Here is a 15,919-nt window from a genome sequence, read left to right as displayed (position 1 = left end):
AACTATTTAGAGTCCCAACCCCTCCGATGGCTAACACCATCCACTTTCGTTATCGCAATCAACATATTTAGCGTCTTTTCCAGACGGAATGTGAACTTCTTGAAAAACTCTCATACCTTCTTGTTGATAGCCACTTCTTAATTTGTATTGATTCCCTTGATTTGTAAAAATGACTTGACCAATGGATTCCTGCTCCACAAAAAGCTCCAATCCATTATCAGTAAGCTTGCCATTTACACGATCAGTAATATCTAATCGTTTTCTTTCAAGCGTCATATTTTTCACCCTCATTAGTTAAGTTCTAACTAAAATTAGGTTACCCACTCGGTAAGGAATTAATCTTCTTTCGTCATTTCCTCATATTGCTCTGCAGTCATTAATTTGTCAACTTCTCCAGCATCTGTTGGTTCTACCACGATCATCCATGCTTTCTCATATGGAGATTCATTAACAAATTCTGGGCTATCGCTTAAATCTTCATTAACTTCCACTACTTTACCGCTAATAGGGGCATAAAGTTCAGATACTGTTTTTACAGACTCCACACTACCGAATGGCTCATCAGCTGTAATGTCATCTCCTACTTCAGGAAGTTCAACGAATACAATATCCCCAAGTTCAGATTGTGCAAAATGTGTAATTCCAACTCGTACCGTCTCACCTTCTACTTTTACCCATTCATGCTCTTCGGAATAACGTAATTCTTTTGGTGTGCTCATTAAAATTCCCTCCATTAATATAATTATTTTAGCTCAAATGTATTAAGAGCTTGCTTACTTCCATGTCTCTTCAAATTGTTTTTCATTAAATCCAACTGTCACCTTGTTCCCGTCTGTAGTGAGGGGGCGCTTAATTAGCATGCCATCAGATGCTAAAATATCCAGCAACTCATCTTCAGTGGCTGTTTTTACCTTGTCTTTCATCCCAAGCTCGCGATACTTCATGCCGCTTGTATTGAAAAATTTCTTTAGTTCCAATCCACTCTTTTGATAGAGCTCTTTCAACGTTTCCCGTGAAGGAGGATTTTCGACAATATGTACTTCTTCAACAGAAATGCCGTTAGCTTCTAACCACTTTTTCGCATTGCGGCATGTGCCACATTTAGGGTACCAATAAAATGTAACTGCCATAACCTTTTGCACCACCTTACAATACAGAATTTCACTTTTATATTGTAGCATAATGAGCAGAAATACTGCTAATTTTCAACATGCCTTTTTCTATAATTCGACGAGAGTGTTTAATTTCCTTTTCAAATGACTGAAACTAATAGTAAATTGTCCGAGCAGCTTGAAAACCTTTATCGATTGGTATCTCCAAAGGTTTTCAAAAGTCCATGAAAGGTTCGGGGGTTTACTCGAAAGGTTTGGAAGATTGCATCTAAGCTTTTTAAATGACCACGAAAGGTTTTGCAATTACCTCAAAAGGTAATCGCATCTCAACAATGCAGAAAGAGCTTCAGTAACAACTTTGTTAATTTTCAAAAGCTATTAAACAAAAAACCAGACCACTAAAGTTGGCCTGGTTTAGAATGTCTATATACAACTTTTTACACAGTAAATTTTTCCGCATCAAGAATGGAAACTGCAATTTCGCGCTTCTTTGTCACTACATTTATTGGCGTGTGACGGGTAAACTTACGAAGTGCTGAGATCATCATACGCAATGTGTCACCAGTTTCTGCTGCCACTAACGTTTCTTTCGCATCTGCCTCAATTTCGTTAAAGGCTTCTTGGCAAAATACTTGAGTATAGAGGATCTTCTGTTTGTTCTTATCTTCCCCAGACTTTGCAATTGCTTTTTCTGTACGTAGAACTGCTGATTCCATCGAGTAGACATTACTAATAATATCAGCAACGTTTACAAGTAGTTCTTGTTCTTTTTCAAGTGCTTTTCCGTACTTTTGGGCGATTAAGCCAGTCATTAGGATGGCAATTTTCTTCGCATTTTTCACGAGGTATTTTTCTTGTTCCAATACTCCGTCGCCAACTTCTTCTGGCATAAGCATCATTAATTCTTCCTGCAGACTTTGTGCTTTCTGAATTAATGGGAGCTCACCTTTTAATGCTTTTCTTAAAAAAGTACCTGGAACTAGTAGGCGATTGATTTCATTGGTCCCTTCGAAAATGCGGTTAATGCGGGAATCTCGGTACATTCTTTCTACGTCATATTCGGCCATGAATCCATATCCTCCATGGATTTGCACTGCTTCATCCGCTACATAATCAAGTGTTTCAGATCCGAAAACTTTATTTAGAGAGCATTCGATAGCGTATTCTGCTACTGCTTTTGCCACTGCTTTCGGGTCTTTTTCTTCTTCTTGTGATAAGCTCCCCATACTGTCTTCGAATAAACCGACCGTACGATAAACCGAACTTTCTGTTGCATATGTTTTTATCGCCATGTTTGCCAGCTTTTCTTGAATAAGTGAGAACTTTGCTATAGGAGTTTTAAACTGTTGACGTTGGTTGGCATAAGCTGCAGCGAGCTCAATACCGCGCTTAGCTCCCCCAACAGTTCCAACCGCAAGCTTGTAACGACCAATATTTAAGATGTTAAATGCGATAATATGCCCTCTTCCGGTTTCACCGAGTAAATTCTCTGTCGGGACAAGCGCATCCTCTAGAACTAGCGTACGAGTGGAAGAACCTTTAATCCCCATTTTCTTTTCTTCTGGCCCCGTGGAGACACCTTTATACTCTCGCTCTACGATGAAGGCTGAAAAGTGCTCTCCATCCACTTTGGCATAAACAACAAATACATCCGCGAAACCTGCATTCGTAATCCACTGTTTTTCTCCATTTAATACGTAGTGCGTGCCGGCTTCATTTAATTTTGCTGTCGTTTTTGCACCTAGGGCATCAGATCCAGATCCTGGTTCTGTTAATGCATAAGCAGCAATTAATTCACCAGTGGCAAGCTTTGGAAGATATTTATGTTTCTGCTCTTCATTTCCGAAAAGAACTATTGGGAGTGATCCGATTCCTACATGTGCTCCATAGGATAAGGAGAAACCGCCTGCTCTTGAAAATTTTTCAGTAATAAGAGAAGAGCTTATTTTATCAAGTCCAAAACCACCATATTCTTCTGGCACATCTGCCCCTAATAGTCCAAGCTCTCCCGCTTCTTTTAATAGCTTCACAGATATATCAAAATTATGATGTTCGATTTCTTCTAAGTGTGGAACGACTTCATTTATTACAAATTCTTCTGTAGTTTTGGCAATCAATTTATGCTCATCCGTAAAATCCTCTGGCGTAAATACTTTATCTGGTGCAATATCATCAAGCAAAAAGCTTCCGCCTTTAATAATATTTTCTAATGAATTCGACATGAAAATTCCTCCCGCTTTATCAAGTTTCACAAACATTTGATGGACCGGTGTGATGTGTAACAAGTCTAGGTTTCAATGTCCAAAGTGAACGTCCTTATGCTAATAACTCAAATACTCCTGCAGCACCCATTCCCCCGCCAATACACATACTGACAATCCCGAATTGTTCGTTGCGGCGTTTCATTTCATGTAATAAAGTAAGGGTTAATTTAGTTCCAGTACATCCGAGTGGGTGTCCGAGTGCAATTGCTCCACCGTTGACATTCACCTTATTTTCATCAAGTCCTAATTCTCTAACTACTTGTATAGCTTGGGATGCAAAAGCTTCATTCAATTCAAGTAAACCAATATCCGAGAGTTCTAATCCAGCCAGTTTTAGTGCTTTGGGGATGGCTACTACCGGGCCAATTCCCATTACTTCAGGAGGCACTCCTCCAACCGCAAAGGATCGGAATTTGGCTATCGGCTTTAATCCAAGTGCTTCTGCTTTCTCTCTTTCCATTACCAGAACAGATGCAGCACCATCTGATGTTTGAGAGGAGTTCCCAGCTGTTACCGAGCCTTTTACATTAAAAGCTGGCTTCAGTTTGCTTAACACTTCCATTGAGGTACCTACACGGACTCCTTCATCTTGATTGAAAGTGAAAACAGATTCTTCTAGTTTATTGTTTTTTCCTACATTTCGCCTTGTAACGTTGACTGGGACAATTTCATCGGAAAATTTCCCATCATTTATTGCGTTCGCTGCACGTTCATGACTGCGCACCGCAAAGGCATCTTGATCTTCACGGCTTACTCCATACTTACGGGCTACTTGCTCAGCTGTATGTCCCATGCTCATATAGTATTCAGGTGCAGAATCCACGAGTCGTGCGTTTGGCCTTACTGTGTGCCCGGTCATTGGGACCATGCTCATCGATTCTGCGCCACCTGCAATGATAGTTTCAGAATGTCCAAGCATTATTCTCTCTGCTGCATATGCGATTGTTTGCAATCCAGATGAGCAGTATCTATTTATCGTTATGGCTGGAACACTTGATGGCAGTCCTGCTAAGCCCCCAATATTTCTTGCCATATTCAGTCCTTGTTCAGCTTCAGGCATAGCACAACCAAAAATTAAATCATCAATAGGACCATCGTAATTACCTGCTCGTTTCAACGTTTCTTTCACTACTAACGCTCCAAGGTCATCTGGTCGAACGGTAGCTAGTGATCCTTTTTTTGATTTTCCGACTGGTGTTCTTGCACCAGCAACAATTACCGCTTCTTTCAAAATGCTCCCCTCGCTTTTCCTTCTAGTTTTGTAGAGTAAGTCTATGAAACAAGATCAATTTCTTAATGGCTTTCCTTTTACAAGCATATGTTGCATACGCTGCTGGGATTTTGCTTCTCCAACAAGACTTAGGAATGCTTCCCGCTCTAAATCAAGCAAATATTGCTCATCTACTTCCGTTCCAAATGGTACATTCCCACCTGCAATTACATGAGCAAGTTTCTTAGCAATTTTCAAATCATGCTCGGAAATAAAACCAGAGTAATGCATGTTGTGAGCTCCAAGCATTAATGTTGCATACCCTGTATCACCTACTACCGGGATTTTTTTACGAATAGGTGCAGCATATCCACTATCATATAGGTTGATGACCGCCTGCTTAGCATCGTGAATCAGATGGTCCCCATTAAAACTGATTTGATCTTTTAGGTTTAACATATGCAAATCTTTTGCCTCAGCAGCCGAAGTAGAAACTTTTGCCATAGCTATTTGTTCAAATACTTTATTGGCTACCTTTTGAAGATCATAGTCCAACCCTTGAGGCATACTATTTAAATGTTTGATATAAAGCTCTTTGTTACCGCCGCCACCAGGTATTAATCCAACCCCAACTTCAACAAGCCCCATATATGTTTCACTAGATACTTGTAATTGACTAGTAGGTAAGCAGACTTCTGTTCCTCCTCCTAATGTCATTCCAAAAGGTGCTGCAACAACAGGCTTGGAGCTATATTTTATTTTCATCATTGCTTGTTGGAAGTGCTTTACAACCATATCGATTTCAAAATAGTTGTCGTCTTGAGCCTCCATTAAAATCATGGCAAGGTTAGCGCCAACACAGAAGTTTTTCCCTTGGTTCCCAATGACAAGCCCTTTGTAATTCCGATCCACTTCTTCCAATGCATAATTAATCATTTGAATAATATCCAAACCAATGGCATTATTTGGTGATGTAAACTCTAAAAGGGCTACATCATCTCCAAGATCAATGAGGCTTGCTCCAGAATTTTTCTTTATTACACCCTTTGTTTCCTTTAATGATTTAAGTTGAATGACTTTTGGATTTACAGTTAGCTCTCTAAATTCTCCTCTGTCATAGAAGGAAGAAACACCATTGTCCTTTTTATAAAAGGAACGATGTCCTTTAGCTAGCAATTCGTCTACCCATTTTGGAACCGGTATTCCATCTTCTTTCATTTTCATAACAGATTCTTCTAAGCCAATTGCATCCCATGTTTCAAATGGACCATGCTCCCAGCCAAATCCCCATTTTAAAGCTTGATCAATTGCAACGATATCATCTGCAATTTCCCCAAGTAGTTGAGCAGAATAGCTAAGTACTGGTGCGAGAATACTCCATAATAAATTTCCTGCTCTGTCATCTGCATATACAAGCGCTTTCATTTTTTCGCTATACCCTTTTGCCTGTTTGCTCATTTCTAGAGCAGGAGTTTTCAGCTTTTTACGCGCTTCATATTCCAATGTTTCAGGATTTAGTTCCAGAATTTCTTTTCCTTGTTTCAAATAAAAGCCTTGCCCAGATTTTGATCCTAACCAGCCTTTTTCCTGCATTTTGTTCATAAAATCAGGGATATGAAAAACTTGCTGCTCTTCACCGTCCACTTTTTCATAAACATTGTTTGCCACATGAATGAATGTATCCAACCCAACAACATCAAGCGTACGGAAAGTGGCACTTTTCGGCCTACCGATAACTGGTCCTGTAACGGAATCCACTTCTCCAATACTGTAGCCACCCTCTAGCATTTCTCTAACTGTTACTAGGAGCCCATAAGTTCCGATTCTGTTGGCAATAAAATTAGGTGTATCCTTTGCTACCACTATTCCCTTACCAAGAACGTCTTCTCCAAAGGTTTTAATAAAGCTAACTGTTTCCGAGTCTGTATCTTTTGTTGGAATTACTTCCAACAACTTTAAATAACGAGGCGGATTGAAAAAATGCGTACCGAGGAAGTTCTTTTTAAAATCATCTGAACGGCCCTCTGCCATTGCTTCAATAGAGATTCCAGACGTGTTTGAGCTCACAATACTTCCCTGTTTACGATATGCATCTACTTTTTCAAATAGTTGTTTTTTGATAGCGAGATTTTCTACTATAACTTCAATAATCCAATCACATTCAGCAATTTTCTCTATGTCATCTTCCAAATTGCCAGCTTCGATAAGGGCAATGTTGGATTTGGTTGTCAAAGGTGCTGGTTTTTGCTTAATAAGCTTTTGTAATGCTGTATTCGTAAATTTATTTCGCACTGCTTTATCTGAAAGTGTTAAACCTTTTTGCTCCTCTTCACTCGATAATTTGTTAGGGACAATATCTAACAAGATTGTAGGAATACCAACATTTGCTAAATGAGCTGCAATTCCTGATCCCATTACTCCAGAACCGATTACAGCAGCCTTTTTAATTCTTTGTTTCATTCTTCCTCCCCCTTGATAGTTAGTTTAAAGAAAAAACTTGAATGAATGCTCATTCATTTTTCCAACAAAAAAATATCTCCTTATATAAGAATTCCTTAGCATTAACTATAAAGTATTTTGAATATTTTCGCAATAAATAAATAAGATTTTACCATTTTATTTTATTTGCTTCTTTGCATGTGCATATCACCTGTTGGGAAAAAGAAAAACGTGGAGGTGATTTAAATGGCAAAAATGAAAAAGCAACCTTCTCAAGCTGCTAAAAGTGCTGCAAGCGTGAAAGGAAACGCTGGCCCAACCGTTGAAATGGACTATAATGGTAAAAAGACGAGTAACAACCAACAGTATGGGAAGCAGAATATGGAAGATTAGTAAATAGCTTTATAAACGGCTCTTAATTTCAAAGAAAATGCCTATCAAATTTGATAGGCATTTTAGCTAACTTTATAATGGAATTTTGTATCATTATTTCTTAATGATCCCTTTAAGAACGAAAGCAACGTTTGCTGGACGCTCTGCAAGGCGACGCATGAAATAACCATACCAGTCTGTCCCATAAGGAACATACACACGCATTTTATAGCCTTCTTTTACTAGCTCCAACTGTCTCTCTGGGCGGATACCATACAACATTTGAAACTCGAATTGATCATTTGGAATTCCATGTTTTTTCACGATTTCTTTTGTGTATTCAATCATTGTGTCATCATGTGTCGCAACTGCTGTATAATTGCCATTTAAGAGATGCATTTCAATGATTTTTTTGAAGTTATCGTCCACATCCTTCTTTTCTGGGAAGGCAACTTCTGGTGACTCCTTGTAGGCACCTTTAACAAGACGCAGATTCGGATTATATTGGTTTAGATCTTCCATATCCTTTACGGTTCTATAAAGATATGATTGGATGACTGTTCCAACATTGTCATACTCTTCTCTTAGCCTTTTAAAAACATCGATCGTTTTTCCGCAACGAGAATAGTCTTCCATATCAATCGTTACGAAAACGCCTTCTTCTTTTGCTGCATCGAGAATTCTACGCATGTTACGCATAACTACTTCATCGGATATATCCAATCCCATCGAGGTCATTTTCAAGGAAAGCTGAGAATCCAGGTTTTCTCGACCAATAGCACGAATTGCTTCAATGGAATTATCGGCCATTTCATTTGCTTCTTCCTCTGTATCAATGAATTCACCTAGATAATCAATTGTCACACAAAGGTCCTTTTCATTAAGCTCTTTAATACTTGTAACAGCCTGATCAATTCTTTCACCAGCTACAAATCGCCCTGCACCAAAACGCAAGCCATATTTTCTAGCCATTTTCGTTAGTGCTTTATTTTTGGAAAGGTATAAAAATGTATTTCTCATTACTTGTTCCATCGTGTTTCTCCTTCCAATCTTATCATGATGTCCCTCTCTGATTGCTACCTTTGTTAAAAATGTATAGTGAACGCTTTCATTGAGTGAAAAAATCAAATTACACCATCATTTTATCATCTTTTCAAAAATTTGAATACAAATTATTTGTCGGGAAATAGTGACTTTTGTTGTCAAAATTTCTGTATTGCTACATAAAAAAACAAAGAAAGGATACTCTACATGTGAAAGATTATGATAGGAGGTAAGAACATGCAACAACAGCAATCTCAACAACCAAATTTTTATTCACAACCACCAACAGTTGTAACGGTTAAAGATTCTTTATATTTTGCAGATATGCTTTCATGGAATTTGCTTGCGATGAAAAAAGCACATTTCTTTGCCAGTCAGTGTCAAGATCAAGATGTGAAAACAGCTATAGAAAAAGCTGGGCAAATGCATCAAAGGCATTACCAAAAGATATTGACTCATCTACAAAGTCAAAACCAAGCCCAACAACAGCAGCCAATCCAATAGAAAGGAGGACATGAAATGACTCAGCAAAAAATTCAAAACCCTGAAACACAAGTTACAAAAACTCCACAAATGAGTGATCGTGACTTCATAAACGATATGCTTTCAACTGAAAAATACATGACTGCATCCTATAGTACAGCACTAAATGAAGCAAGTAATCAACAAATTTATACAGACTTACTTGCTATATTTAATGAAACACAAAATTGTCAGCGAGATCTTTACAATGCAATGTTCCAAAAAGGCTGGTATGGATTGGAAACTGCGGAGCAAACAAAGCTCCAACAGCAATACCAACAATTCCAAGGCTATACAAATCAGTTTCCTTATGGAAATAACGGCATGATGCAGTAAGGTTTTACAAATAATAATGAGAAAGCAACAGAAAGCATGATTTAGGCTTGTCTCGTTGCTTTTTTGTATGTGCCATGCGGAAATGACACCAAACATCTTATGGGGTTTAGTATATAAATCGGCTTATCCCATCGCGTACATATTCATTTTTCTAAGTTCAAAAAAAAGAACAGAAAAATGATTTTCCCGTCCTTTTTATAAGACAACAACCTCTTTTCGGAAGTTAATTTTTTCCGCTCTTTGTCCTATGTGTATCATTCAATTCTTTAATTTCTTTTATCAATGTCATCATTTCCTGTTTAGCATCCGGGTATTGCTCATTCCAGTGCTTAACGAGCGGCGGCATAGATTTTGAAATATATATATAAAGCACCCATGCTTTCACTTTTTCTTTGTGCTCTTCCGTTCCTTCACCTAACAATAACTCTGTGTATTTTTCTAGTAATCCGTCTAATTGTTGTTCTAATTTTTCATTCACATTACAGCACCTCCAATCACTATTTCCAAAAAGGCTAATTGATTTTGCAATCTAGTGGACAGGTGGAGCAACGGGTGCCTTCGCTAGTCGTTTTGTAATAATAGCAGCATGTTGTCCGAACTCTGATTTCAGCTTGATGCTGTTCCACATACGTTTTTGGTTTGTAAAATGTAGCAGCTGGATTTCGTCGCATTCCAAATATAGCTGGGTTTGCTTTTCTCAGGCTTGCAAAATCCTCTTCTTGATTTGGTGCCTCAATATCCAAGTTAGGTAAGATGGATTCATACATCCAATATACATATAGCATGATATTTTCCCAAAGTGTTTGTCTGGATACCTTCGTTTCTTTTGCCATTCGATTGATTAACGGCGTAATAATCCCACCAAAAAGCTCATCAAAATGGCTTAGTCTCCAAGCTTCCCGATCATCGGCTGGGGCCACCACTGCTTCCACATTTGTATAACGGAGCTTAGGTAACCAACTATTATTTTCCACAAAAGAATCTATCCAGATTTCAGCTGAATCTACTTTTATTGTCTTATTAAAAGCAGACATCGATAAAAGATAGTTAACGGTAAGAAATCCTAATCTTTTCATCAAGAGAGATGCAGCAACATCCAGCTCATCAGTTCCTAATACATTCTTCACTTTTTCCAGATAATCGATTGAGCCGTTATGAATCAAATCATGTAGGGATATTGTATCCTCCACTTCTGTTTCTCCCGTAATAAATCGACAGCTCTCTTCTAGAAACCGAAATTCTTGTTTAGTAAGTGAACTCATCACGCTCTCAGCCCTTCCAAATTTGGTACTAAACATCTGCCGCGACCATGGGGAATGCAAAGTGGGGTACCAAATAAGGGATCAGTAGTAACCTGGCAGTTCATATCAAACACATTTTTAACAAGATCACAGTTAATGACTTTTTCCGGTTTACCTTGTGCATATATTTTCTTGTCCCGTATTGCAACGATATGATGGGCATAACGGCAGGCGAGATTCAAGTCATGGAGCACCATTATAATCGTTCTTTTTTCTTTTTCATTCAACTCAAAAAGAAGATCCAAAATCTCGATTTGATGAGTTAGATCAAGATAGGTTGTCGGTTCATCTAATAATATGACATCCGTTTCCTGTGCTAATGTCATGGCAATCCATGCACGCTGACGCTGTCCCCCAGAAAGGGAATCCACTGGTCTTTCGGCGAATTCCTCCATTCTAGTCGCACGTAATGAGTCCCAAACGGTTTTCTCGTCATGCTCAGACCATTGCTTCAACCATGATTGGTAAGGATAACGACCTTGTTTAACTAATTGAAGTACAGACAGTCCTTCTGGAGCAATAGGACCTTGTGGTAGGATAGCTAGCTGTTTCGCGATTTCTTTTGTGGACTGTCCTGAAATGGCACTTCCGTCCAAAAGTACATTTCCTTGCTTCGGCTTTAACAAACGAGCTAATGAGCGTAACAGGGTGGATTTCCCGCAACCATTTCCACCGATAAAGACGGTAATTTCCCCTTTTGGAATCTTCAAATCTAATTCCTCGATAATAATTGATTCACCATAGGATAATGTTAGGGACTTCGTTTCTAGCGCGTTCATACTATTCCACCTCTCACTATGAATTTCTCGTTTTATAAAGCAGATAAATAAAATATGGTGCTCCAATGGAAGCAGTAAATACACCCGCCGGTATTTCTAAAGGAGAAAATAACGTTCTACCTATTAAGTCCGCAAGCATTACTAGAGATGCTCCTATCAATGCAGACGTTGGTATCAGCACTCCAAAGGAAGAACCAACCAATCTGCGCGCAATATGTGGAGCCATCAATCCGACAAAACCGATTCCTCCAGCAAATGCAACTGCTCCTCCAGTTAACGCTGTGCTTAAAAAAAGTAAGCCCATGCGATGTTTATTAACTGCTCCACCTACACCTGTGGCAACCTCATCCCCAAGCTCTTGGATATTCAGCTGTCTTACAACCATTAAGCTGATAATGACCAGCAAAATGGTCCACGGTAATAAAATTTTCACATGCCCCCAATTGGAACCATAAACAGTACCGGTTATCCAAATATTGGCTTGACTTGCTCTATATATAGGACCGAGTAACATAAATAATGTTGTTAATGCTTGCATTAACGTTGATATTCCGATACCTATTAAAACCAGTCTGACAGGAGACAAGCCATTCTTCCATGCAAGCATATAAACAAGAATAGCAATGACTGTTGCACCGACAAAGGCGCTTAATGGTAACCATTGAATACTTACAGTCAGTGAATGATTGCCGTCGCTAAAAATGGCAAGAAACAAAACAACTGCAGTCGATGCTCCACCAGTAAGCCCTATAATATCAGGAGATGCCAGAGGATTCCGTATTATACCTTGTAATATTGCACCGGCAATTGCTAGTGATATTCCAACTAAAAGCGCCACGATAATTCTAGGTAGTCGGAAAGATTGGACGACTAATGTTTCCATGGATTCTCCTTGACCGAAGAATACTTTAAGTACATTCCATGGTGATATTTTCATCTCTCCCATCCCAGTACTTATTATAAAAAGGGATGCTGTTGCAATGGTTAGACCAAGAATGGTAAAAAGAGCTTTTTTATCCATAAAAAAGGATAATCTGTCTTTACCAAGACGAAAGGTTTGATAGTTTTTCATTTTCCATGGAACCCCCTTCTTGCTATGTAGATAAAGAATGGGGTTCCTATCACTGCCGTCATAACACCGACAGGTACCTCCTGTGGCATGATAACATATCTTGCGCCAATGTCAGCAGCCAATAGCAATATTGCTCCGAGAATACCACAATATGGTGCAAGCCAGCGATGATCTGATCCAACAAAATACCTTGCCACATGTGGAATAACAATTCCAATAAACACGATAGGACCAGCGATGGCAACTGCACCACCTGCCAAGAGAATAATGATGAGTGCAGTTATAATCTTCACCAAGCCCGTTTTTACACCAAGACTTGTCGCCACATCATCCCCCATTGCCAGTAAATTTATTTTTCTTCCTATAAACATAGAGGCTATCCAGGCGACAGAAATATAAGGTAAAACGGTATAAACAATACTAAGACTTCGACCTTGCACAGACCCTGCTAACCAAAATAATACTTGATCGAGGGCAGTTTCATTAATAACTAGCAATCCTTGCGTCATAGACGAAAACATTGCAGCAAAGGCTGCACCGGCAAGTGTCAATTTCATAGGAGTAAGCCCTTCTCTTCCTAAGGAGCCGATAAAGTAAACCGCAAATGCAGCAACTGCTGCACCAGCAAAAGCAAGCCATGTATAAGTTTGCAAGGAGGTAACGGAAAAGAAAGATACCGCTACCACCACAAAGAAGCTTGCTCCGGCATTGATTCCAAATACCCCAGGTGAGGCAAGGGGGTTTTTCGTCAATGCCTGCATCCATAAACCTGAAATAGCTAAGCTCCCTCCTACAACTGCTGCTATTATCGCTCTAGGAAGTCTAACTGACTGAATAATAATATGTTCATTTGATCCATCAAAATTTCTGAAGGCATCAATGGAAAGTGCAAGACTTGTATCTGTATATCCATATATAACACTTGCCACAAAGCTAAAAAATAGAAGGATACTTCCAACTATTAATCCGACTACTTTATGACTGTTTTTGTGTAGTATCATCTTTTGTACCTTCTATCTACATCAACTTTTATCCAACTACAAGTTTAGGAGAATTAAAAGATTGTGTCAATGACTTTGAAAATCATTCTCAAAAGTATTGACTTTATTTTTCATCGAGAGTACTATTTAATCTGTAAATGAAAATCATTATCATTATTTCACGGGGGATACATATATGTTAAAAAACACGAAAGTTTTTAATTTACTACTTCTTTCTATTATAACTACCCTTATCTTAGCAGCGTGTTCCAGCAATAATGGTGCCTCTGAATCTGATCAAGCTGGGGCTAACGCATCAGAAGGTGAAAGTTATGAGGTAGAGCATGCAATGGGCACAGCTTCCATTAAAGGGACTCCAAAAAAAGTTGTTATTTTAACGAATGAAGGGACCGAAGCATTACTAGCGATGGGGGTAAAGCCAGTTGGAGCCGTTCAATCTTGGCTAGGAGACACTTGGTACGATCATATTAAAGAAGGCATGGAAGGTGTCGAAGTGGTTGGAACAGAAAGTGCGGTTAACCTTGAAGCTATTGTTGCATTACAACCAGACTTAATCATCGGAAACAAGCTTCGTCAAGAAGATATTTACGAACAACTGAACGCTATTGCTCCAACTGTATTTGCAGAAACATTACGTGGTGACTGGCAAGAAAACTTCAAGCTTTATGCACAGGCATTGAATAAAGAAGAAGAAGGCAATAAAGTTCTAGGAGATTTTGATGCACGAGTTGCAGATTTAAGTGAACAGCTAGGAGACAAGCTTGAGCAAGAAGTTTCCATCATTCGTTTCACTGCCGGGGACGTTCGCATTTACCATAAAGATTCCTTTTCAGGTATTATTCTCGACCAGCTTGGTTTTGCTCGCCCTGAATCCCAAGATGTTGATGATTTTGCAGAAATGAATACCACGAAAGAAAGAATCCCAGCCATGGACGGAGATATTTTGTTCTACTTCTCTTACGAAACTGGTGATGGTGAAGCATCAAAAATCAAAGATGAATGGTTAGAGGATCCTCTTTTCAAAAACCTTGAGGTTGCTAAAGCAGGCAATGTCCACGAAGTTAGTGACCCTGTTTGGAACACAGCTGGTGGTGCATTGGCAGCTTCTCTCATGCTCGATGATATTGAGAGGTTATTTTTAGAGGTAGAATAATGATTGGTTGCCGGTTCCCTATTTGGGAGCCGTTTTCTTTTGGGTTGCATTCTTGATATCGTTTTTATGGACCATCTTAGTATTTTTTGGCGATTAGACTATTTATTGGGTGAGGAGAGGCAATACTCAACGATTTTGTCGAAACACTGAGTGACACAAAAGTAATAGTTGCTTACGAAAAAAATGCGTAGCAAACAAACTGCTACGGATTTTATGTAAGGCAGGGTTGCTACCTTATTTTAAATTATCATATATCTAATCAATACTTATTACCTTGTGCTGGGTTTTATCTCTTAATAAAGTCTTCTTATATTTGTGTCCCTTTAAGGTTTTCCTCAAATAAATCTATGATTTCCAAAAATCTCTCGGCCTCTCTAAAAGTATGGTCAGCTAAAAGCGGATGAATATTGCTTTTTATTCGGCAAGCTTCAATTAAATCTCTTGCTGTTTTCTTAAAATCTCTCAGGGAGGCAACTGAAACTCTGTTTTGATCCAAGAATTGATCTAAAATTGGTACAGTCTCCGATTGTGGACGCATAGAGTCTAAATCGACTGCCTGAAACATTAGCTGGTCAAAATCATGGCTAAATTCTCTCGCCTGTTCCACTAATTTTCTTTCCGAAGGGTCTAAAAGATGACCGATGAACTTTGCATGGTCAGCCATAATTTTTAAAAAGAATACATTTTCTTCTATAACATCATCTGGTGTAGGTGCTAACCTTCCCTCATTGAGCTCCTTCAGTCGATTAGCAAAGTATGCTGCTTCTCTACTTGTGTGATCAATCAACAAAGGAAAATTGTTATGGCGGATTTCACATCTTAATGTTAAACCTAAAACCTTTCGTTTATAACTCCATATTGCTGCTGCCGCTTGATAAACTTCACTATTGAATGCTTGAACCTCACGTAAATCAGAATCTAGAGTAAATCTCGATAACTTTTCTTCAATTCTTTCGAACAAAGAAATAAACTGCTTAGCTTCTTCAATCAACTTTGTTTGCTCAAAAGTAAAACCTAAACTCAAAAATAAGGCATGTTCTTTCATAATTCTAGACCAAAATCTTATTTCATCTAACGACCTTGCAACGAATGGATTTGCCAGAATATCTCCCCTCCTATTTGGAACTTCCATTGAAATATATATGTAAAGGAGTTTTGTCTTATTCAAGTAACTTTTGTGATTTTATTACATCCTTATGTGTGATCAAAACTAGGGATGCCACGATGATCATTAACGGGATATCGACGAAAGCGAGGAAGATATCGACGGTTATTTCAAGATATCGACCAAAACAGAGGGATATCGACGGTTAT

General features: G+C 38.7%; 17 protein-coding genes. 4 read left to right on the top strand and 13 right to left on the bottom strand.

The window, feature by feature from the left end; genetic code table 11:
• Window positions 1-30: 30 nt before the first annotated feature.
• The 6 genes from LRP81_RS07950 to LRP81_RS07925 all read right to left on the bottom strand — a co-directional run bounded on the left by LRP81_RS07950 (window position 31) and on the right by LRP81_RS07925 (window position 7,046).
• Complete coding sequence (locus tag LRP81_RS07950; RefSeq protein WP_230500733.1) at window positions 31-276, bottom strand: YusG family protein; 246 nt, start codon at window positions 274-276, stop codon at window positions 31-33.
• 59 nt (window positions 277-335) lie between these two features.
• Window positions 336-719 carry a glycine cleavage system protein GcvH gene (gene gcvH / locus LRP81_RS07945; protein WP_230500732.1) on the bottom strand — a complete coding sequence of 128 codons (384 nt, stop codon included), beginning with the start codon at window positions 717-719 and terminating at the stop codon, window positions 336-338.
• A gap of 54 nt (window positions 720-773) precedes the next feature.
• Window positions 774-1,130 carry an arsenate reductase family protein gene (locus tag LRP81_RS07940; RefSeq protein ID WP_230500803.1) on the bottom strand — a complete coding sequence of 119 codons (357 nt, stop codon included), beginning with the start codon at window positions 1,128-1,130 and terminating at the stop codon, window positions 774-776.
• A 419-nt stretch (window positions 1,131-1,549) separates the two neighbouring features.
• The gene (locus LRP81_RS07935) at window positions 1,550-3,334 is read right to left on the bottom strand and encodes an acyl-CoA dehydrogenase family protein (RefSeq protein ID WP_230500731.1); all 1,785 of its coding nucleotides are present in this window, start codon (window positions 3,332-3,334) and stop codon (window positions 1,550-1,552) included.
• Between the two features lie 94 nt (window positions 3,335-3,428).
• On the bottom strand, window positions 3,429-4,607 hold the full coding sequence (locus LRP81_RS07930) for an acetyl-CoA C-acetyltransferase (protein WP_230500730.1): 1,179 nt from the start codon (window positions 4,605-4,607) through the stop codon (window positions 3,429-3,431).
• A gap of 54 nt (window positions 4,608-4,661) precedes the next feature.
• Window positions 4,662-7,046: a 3-hydroxyacyl-CoA dehydrogenase/enoyl-CoA hydratase family protein gene (locus tag LRP81_RS07925; protein ID WP_230500729.1), complete on the bottom strand. Its 2,385-nt coding sequence runs from the start codon at window positions 7,044-7,046 to the stop codon at window positions 4,662-4,664.
• A 225-nt stretch (window positions 7,047-7,271) separates the two neighbouring features.
• Between LRP81_RS07925 and LRP81_RS07920 the strand changes: the two genes are divergently transcribed.
• Window positions 7,272-7,418 (top strand): YuzL family protein, encoded by a 147-nt coding sequence (locus LRP81_RS07920; protein WP_230500728.1) that lies wholly within the window; start codon window positions 7,272-7,274, stop codon window positions 7,416-7,418.
• 93 nt (window positions 7,419-7,511) lie between these two features.
• On the opposite strand, the gene LRP81_RS07915 is transcribed toward LRP81_RS07920, so the two are convergent.
• Window positions 7,512-8,429: a proline dehydrogenase family protein gene (locus tag LRP81_RS07915; protein WP_230500727.1), complete on the bottom strand. Its 918-nt coding sequence runs from the start codon at window positions 8,427-8,429 to the stop codon at window positions 7,512-7,514.
• A gap of 249 nt (window positions 8,430-8,678) precedes the next feature.
• Between LRP81_RS07915 and LRP81_RS07910 the strand changes: the two genes are divergently transcribed.
• Window positions 8,679-8,945, top strand: coding sequence for a hypothetical protein (locus tag LRP81_RS07910; RefSeq protein ID WP_230500726.1), 267 nt, complete (start codon window positions 8,679-8,681; stop codon window positions 8,943-8,945).
• Window positions 8,946-8,960: 15 nt separating this feature from the next.
• Window positions 8,961-9,299, top strand: coding sequence for a spore coat protein (locus LRP81_RS07905; protein WP_230500725.1), 339 nt, complete (start codon window positions 8,961-8,963; stop codon window positions 9,297-9,299).
• A gap of 223 nt (window positions 9,300-9,522) precedes the next feature.
• Here LRP81_RS07905 and LRP81_RS07900 read toward each other — a convergent pair whose 3' ends face one another.
• From LRP81_RS07900 to LRP81_RS07880, 5 genes are read right to left on the bottom strand one after another with little or no spacing between them, the layout of a single operon-like run.
• Window positions 9,523-9,777 (bottom strand): DUF2573 family protein, encoded by a 255-nt coding sequence (locus tag LRP81_RS07900; protein ID WP_230500724.1) that lies wholly within the window; start codon window positions 9,775-9,777, stop codon window positions 9,523-9,525.
• 34 nt (window positions 9,778-9,811) lie between these two features.
• On the bottom strand, window positions 9,812-10,561 hold the full coding sequence (locus LRP81_RS07895) for an IucA/IucC family C-terminal-domain containing protein (RefSeq protein ID WP_230500723.1): 750 nt from the start codon (window positions 10,559-10,561) through the stop codon (window positions 9,812-9,814).
• Window positions 10,561-11,379 (bottom strand): ABC transporter ATP-binding protein, encoded by an 819-nt coding sequence (locus LRP81_RS07890; protein ID WP_230500722.1) that lies wholly within the window; start codon window positions 11,377-11,379, stop codon window positions 10,561-10,563. The genes LRP81_RS07895 and LRP81_RS07890 overlap by 1 nt, the downstream gene beginning before the upstream one ends.
• 16 nt (window positions 11,380-11,395) lie before the next feature.
• Entirely contained in the window at window positions 11,396-12,451 is a 1,056-nt protein-coding gene (locus LRP81_RS07885) for a FecCD family ABC transporter permease (RefSeq protein WP_230500721.1), read from the bottom strand.
• Window positions 12,448-13,452 (bottom strand): FecCD family ABC transporter permease, encoded by a 1,005-nt coding sequence (locus LRP81_RS07880; RefSeq protein ID WP_230500720.1) that lies wholly within the window; start codon window positions 13,450-13,452, stop codon window positions 12,448-12,450. The genes LRP81_RS07885 and LRP81_RS07880 overlap by 4 nt, the downstream gene beginning before the upstream one ends.
• Window positions 13,453-13,627: 175 nt before the next feature.
• Here LRP81_RS07880 and LRP81_RS07875 point away from each other — a divergent pair, with 175 nt between their 5' ends.
• Window positions 13,628-14,605: an ABC transporter substrate-binding protein gene (locus LRP81_RS07875; protein ID WP_230500719.1), complete on the top strand. Its 978-nt coding sequence runs from the start codon at window positions 13,628-13,630 to the stop codon at window positions 14,603-14,605.
• A gap of 307 nt (window positions 14,606-14,912) precedes the next feature.
• On the opposite strand, the gene LRP81_RS07870 is transcribed toward LRP81_RS07875, so the two are convergent.
• Window positions 14,913-15,707 carry a DUF2935 domain-containing protein gene (locus tag LRP81_RS07870; RefSeq protein ID WP_230500802.1) on the bottom strand — a complete coding sequence of 265 codons (795 nt, stop codon included), beginning with the start codon at window positions 15,705-15,707 and terminating at the stop codon, window positions 14,913-14,915.
• Between the last annotated feature and the right edge of the window lie 212 nt (window positions 15,708-15,919).

This window comes from Sutcliffiella rhizosphaerae, from assembly GCF_917563925.1.
GTDB lineage: Bacteria > Bacillota > Bacilli > Bacillales > Bacillaceae_I > Sutcliffiella_A > Sutcliffiella_A rhizosphaerae.
Note: the sequence above shows the minus strand (reverse complement) of the source record. Positions and strands in the feature narration are given on the sequence as shown.

What these genes read in the sequence shown, in the direction of transcription:
- LRP81_RS07950 (WP_230500733.1), bottom strand. Translation starts at nt 276, where the DNA reads ATGACGCTTGAAAGAAAACGATTAGATATTACTGATCGTGTAAATGGC.
- gcvH (WP_230500732.1), bottom strand. Translation starts at nt 719, where the DNA reads ATGAGCACACCAAAAGAATTACGTTATTCCGAAGAGCATGAATGGGTA.
- LRP81_RS07940 (WP_230500803.1), bottom strand. Translation starts at nt 1,130, where the DNA reads ATGGCAGTTACATTTTATTGGTACCCTAAATGTGGCACATGCCGCAAT.
- LRP81_RS07935 (WP_230500731.1), bottom strand. Translation starts at nt 3,334, where the DNA reads ATGTCGAATTCATTAGAAAATATTATTAAAGGCGGAAGCTTTTTGCTT.
- LRP81_RS07925 (WP_230500729.1), bottom strand. Translation starts at nt 7,046, where the DNA reads ATGAAACAAAGAATTAAAAAGGCTGCTGTAATCGGTTCTGGAGTAATG.
- LRP81_RS07920 (WP_230500728.1), top strand. Translation starts at nt 7,272, where the DNA reads ATGGCAAAAATGAAAAAGCAACCTTCTCAAGCTGCTAAAAGTGCTGCA.
- LRP81_RS07915 (WP_230500727.1), bottom strand. Translation starts at nt 8,429, where the DNA reads ATGGAACAAGTAATGAGAAATACATTTTTATACCTTTCCAAAAATAAA.
- LRP81_RS07910 (WP_230500726.1), top strand. Translation starts at nt 8,679, where the DNA reads ATGCAACAACAGCAATCTCAACAACCAAATTTTTATTCACAACCACCA.
- LRP81_RS07905 (WP_230500725.1), top strand. Translation starts at nt 8,961, where the DNA reads ATGACTCAGCAAAAAATTCAAAACCCTGAAACACAAGTTACAAAAACT.
- LRP81_RS07895 (WP_230500723.1), bottom strand. Translation starts at nt 10,561, where the DNA reads ATGAGTTCACTTACTAAACAAGAATTTCGGTTTCTAGAAGAGAGCTGT.
- LRP81_RS07890 (WP_230500722.1), bottom strand. Translation starts at nt 11,379, where the DNA reads ATGAACGCGCTAGAAACGAAGTCCCTAACATTATCCTATGGTGAATCA.
- LRP81_RS07885 (WP_230500721.1), bottom strand. Translation starts at nt 12,451, where the DNA reads ATGAAAAACTATCAAACCTTTCGTCTTGGTAAAGACAGATTATCCTTT.
- LRP81_RS07880 (WP_230500720.1), bottom strand. Translation starts at nt 13,452, where the DNA reads ATGATACTACACAAAAACAGTCATAAAGTAGTCGGATTAATAGTTGGA.
- LRP81_RS07875 (WP_230500719.1), top strand. Translation starts at nt 13,628, where the DNA reads ATGTTAAAAAACACGAAAGTTTTTAATTTACTACTTCTTTCTATTATA.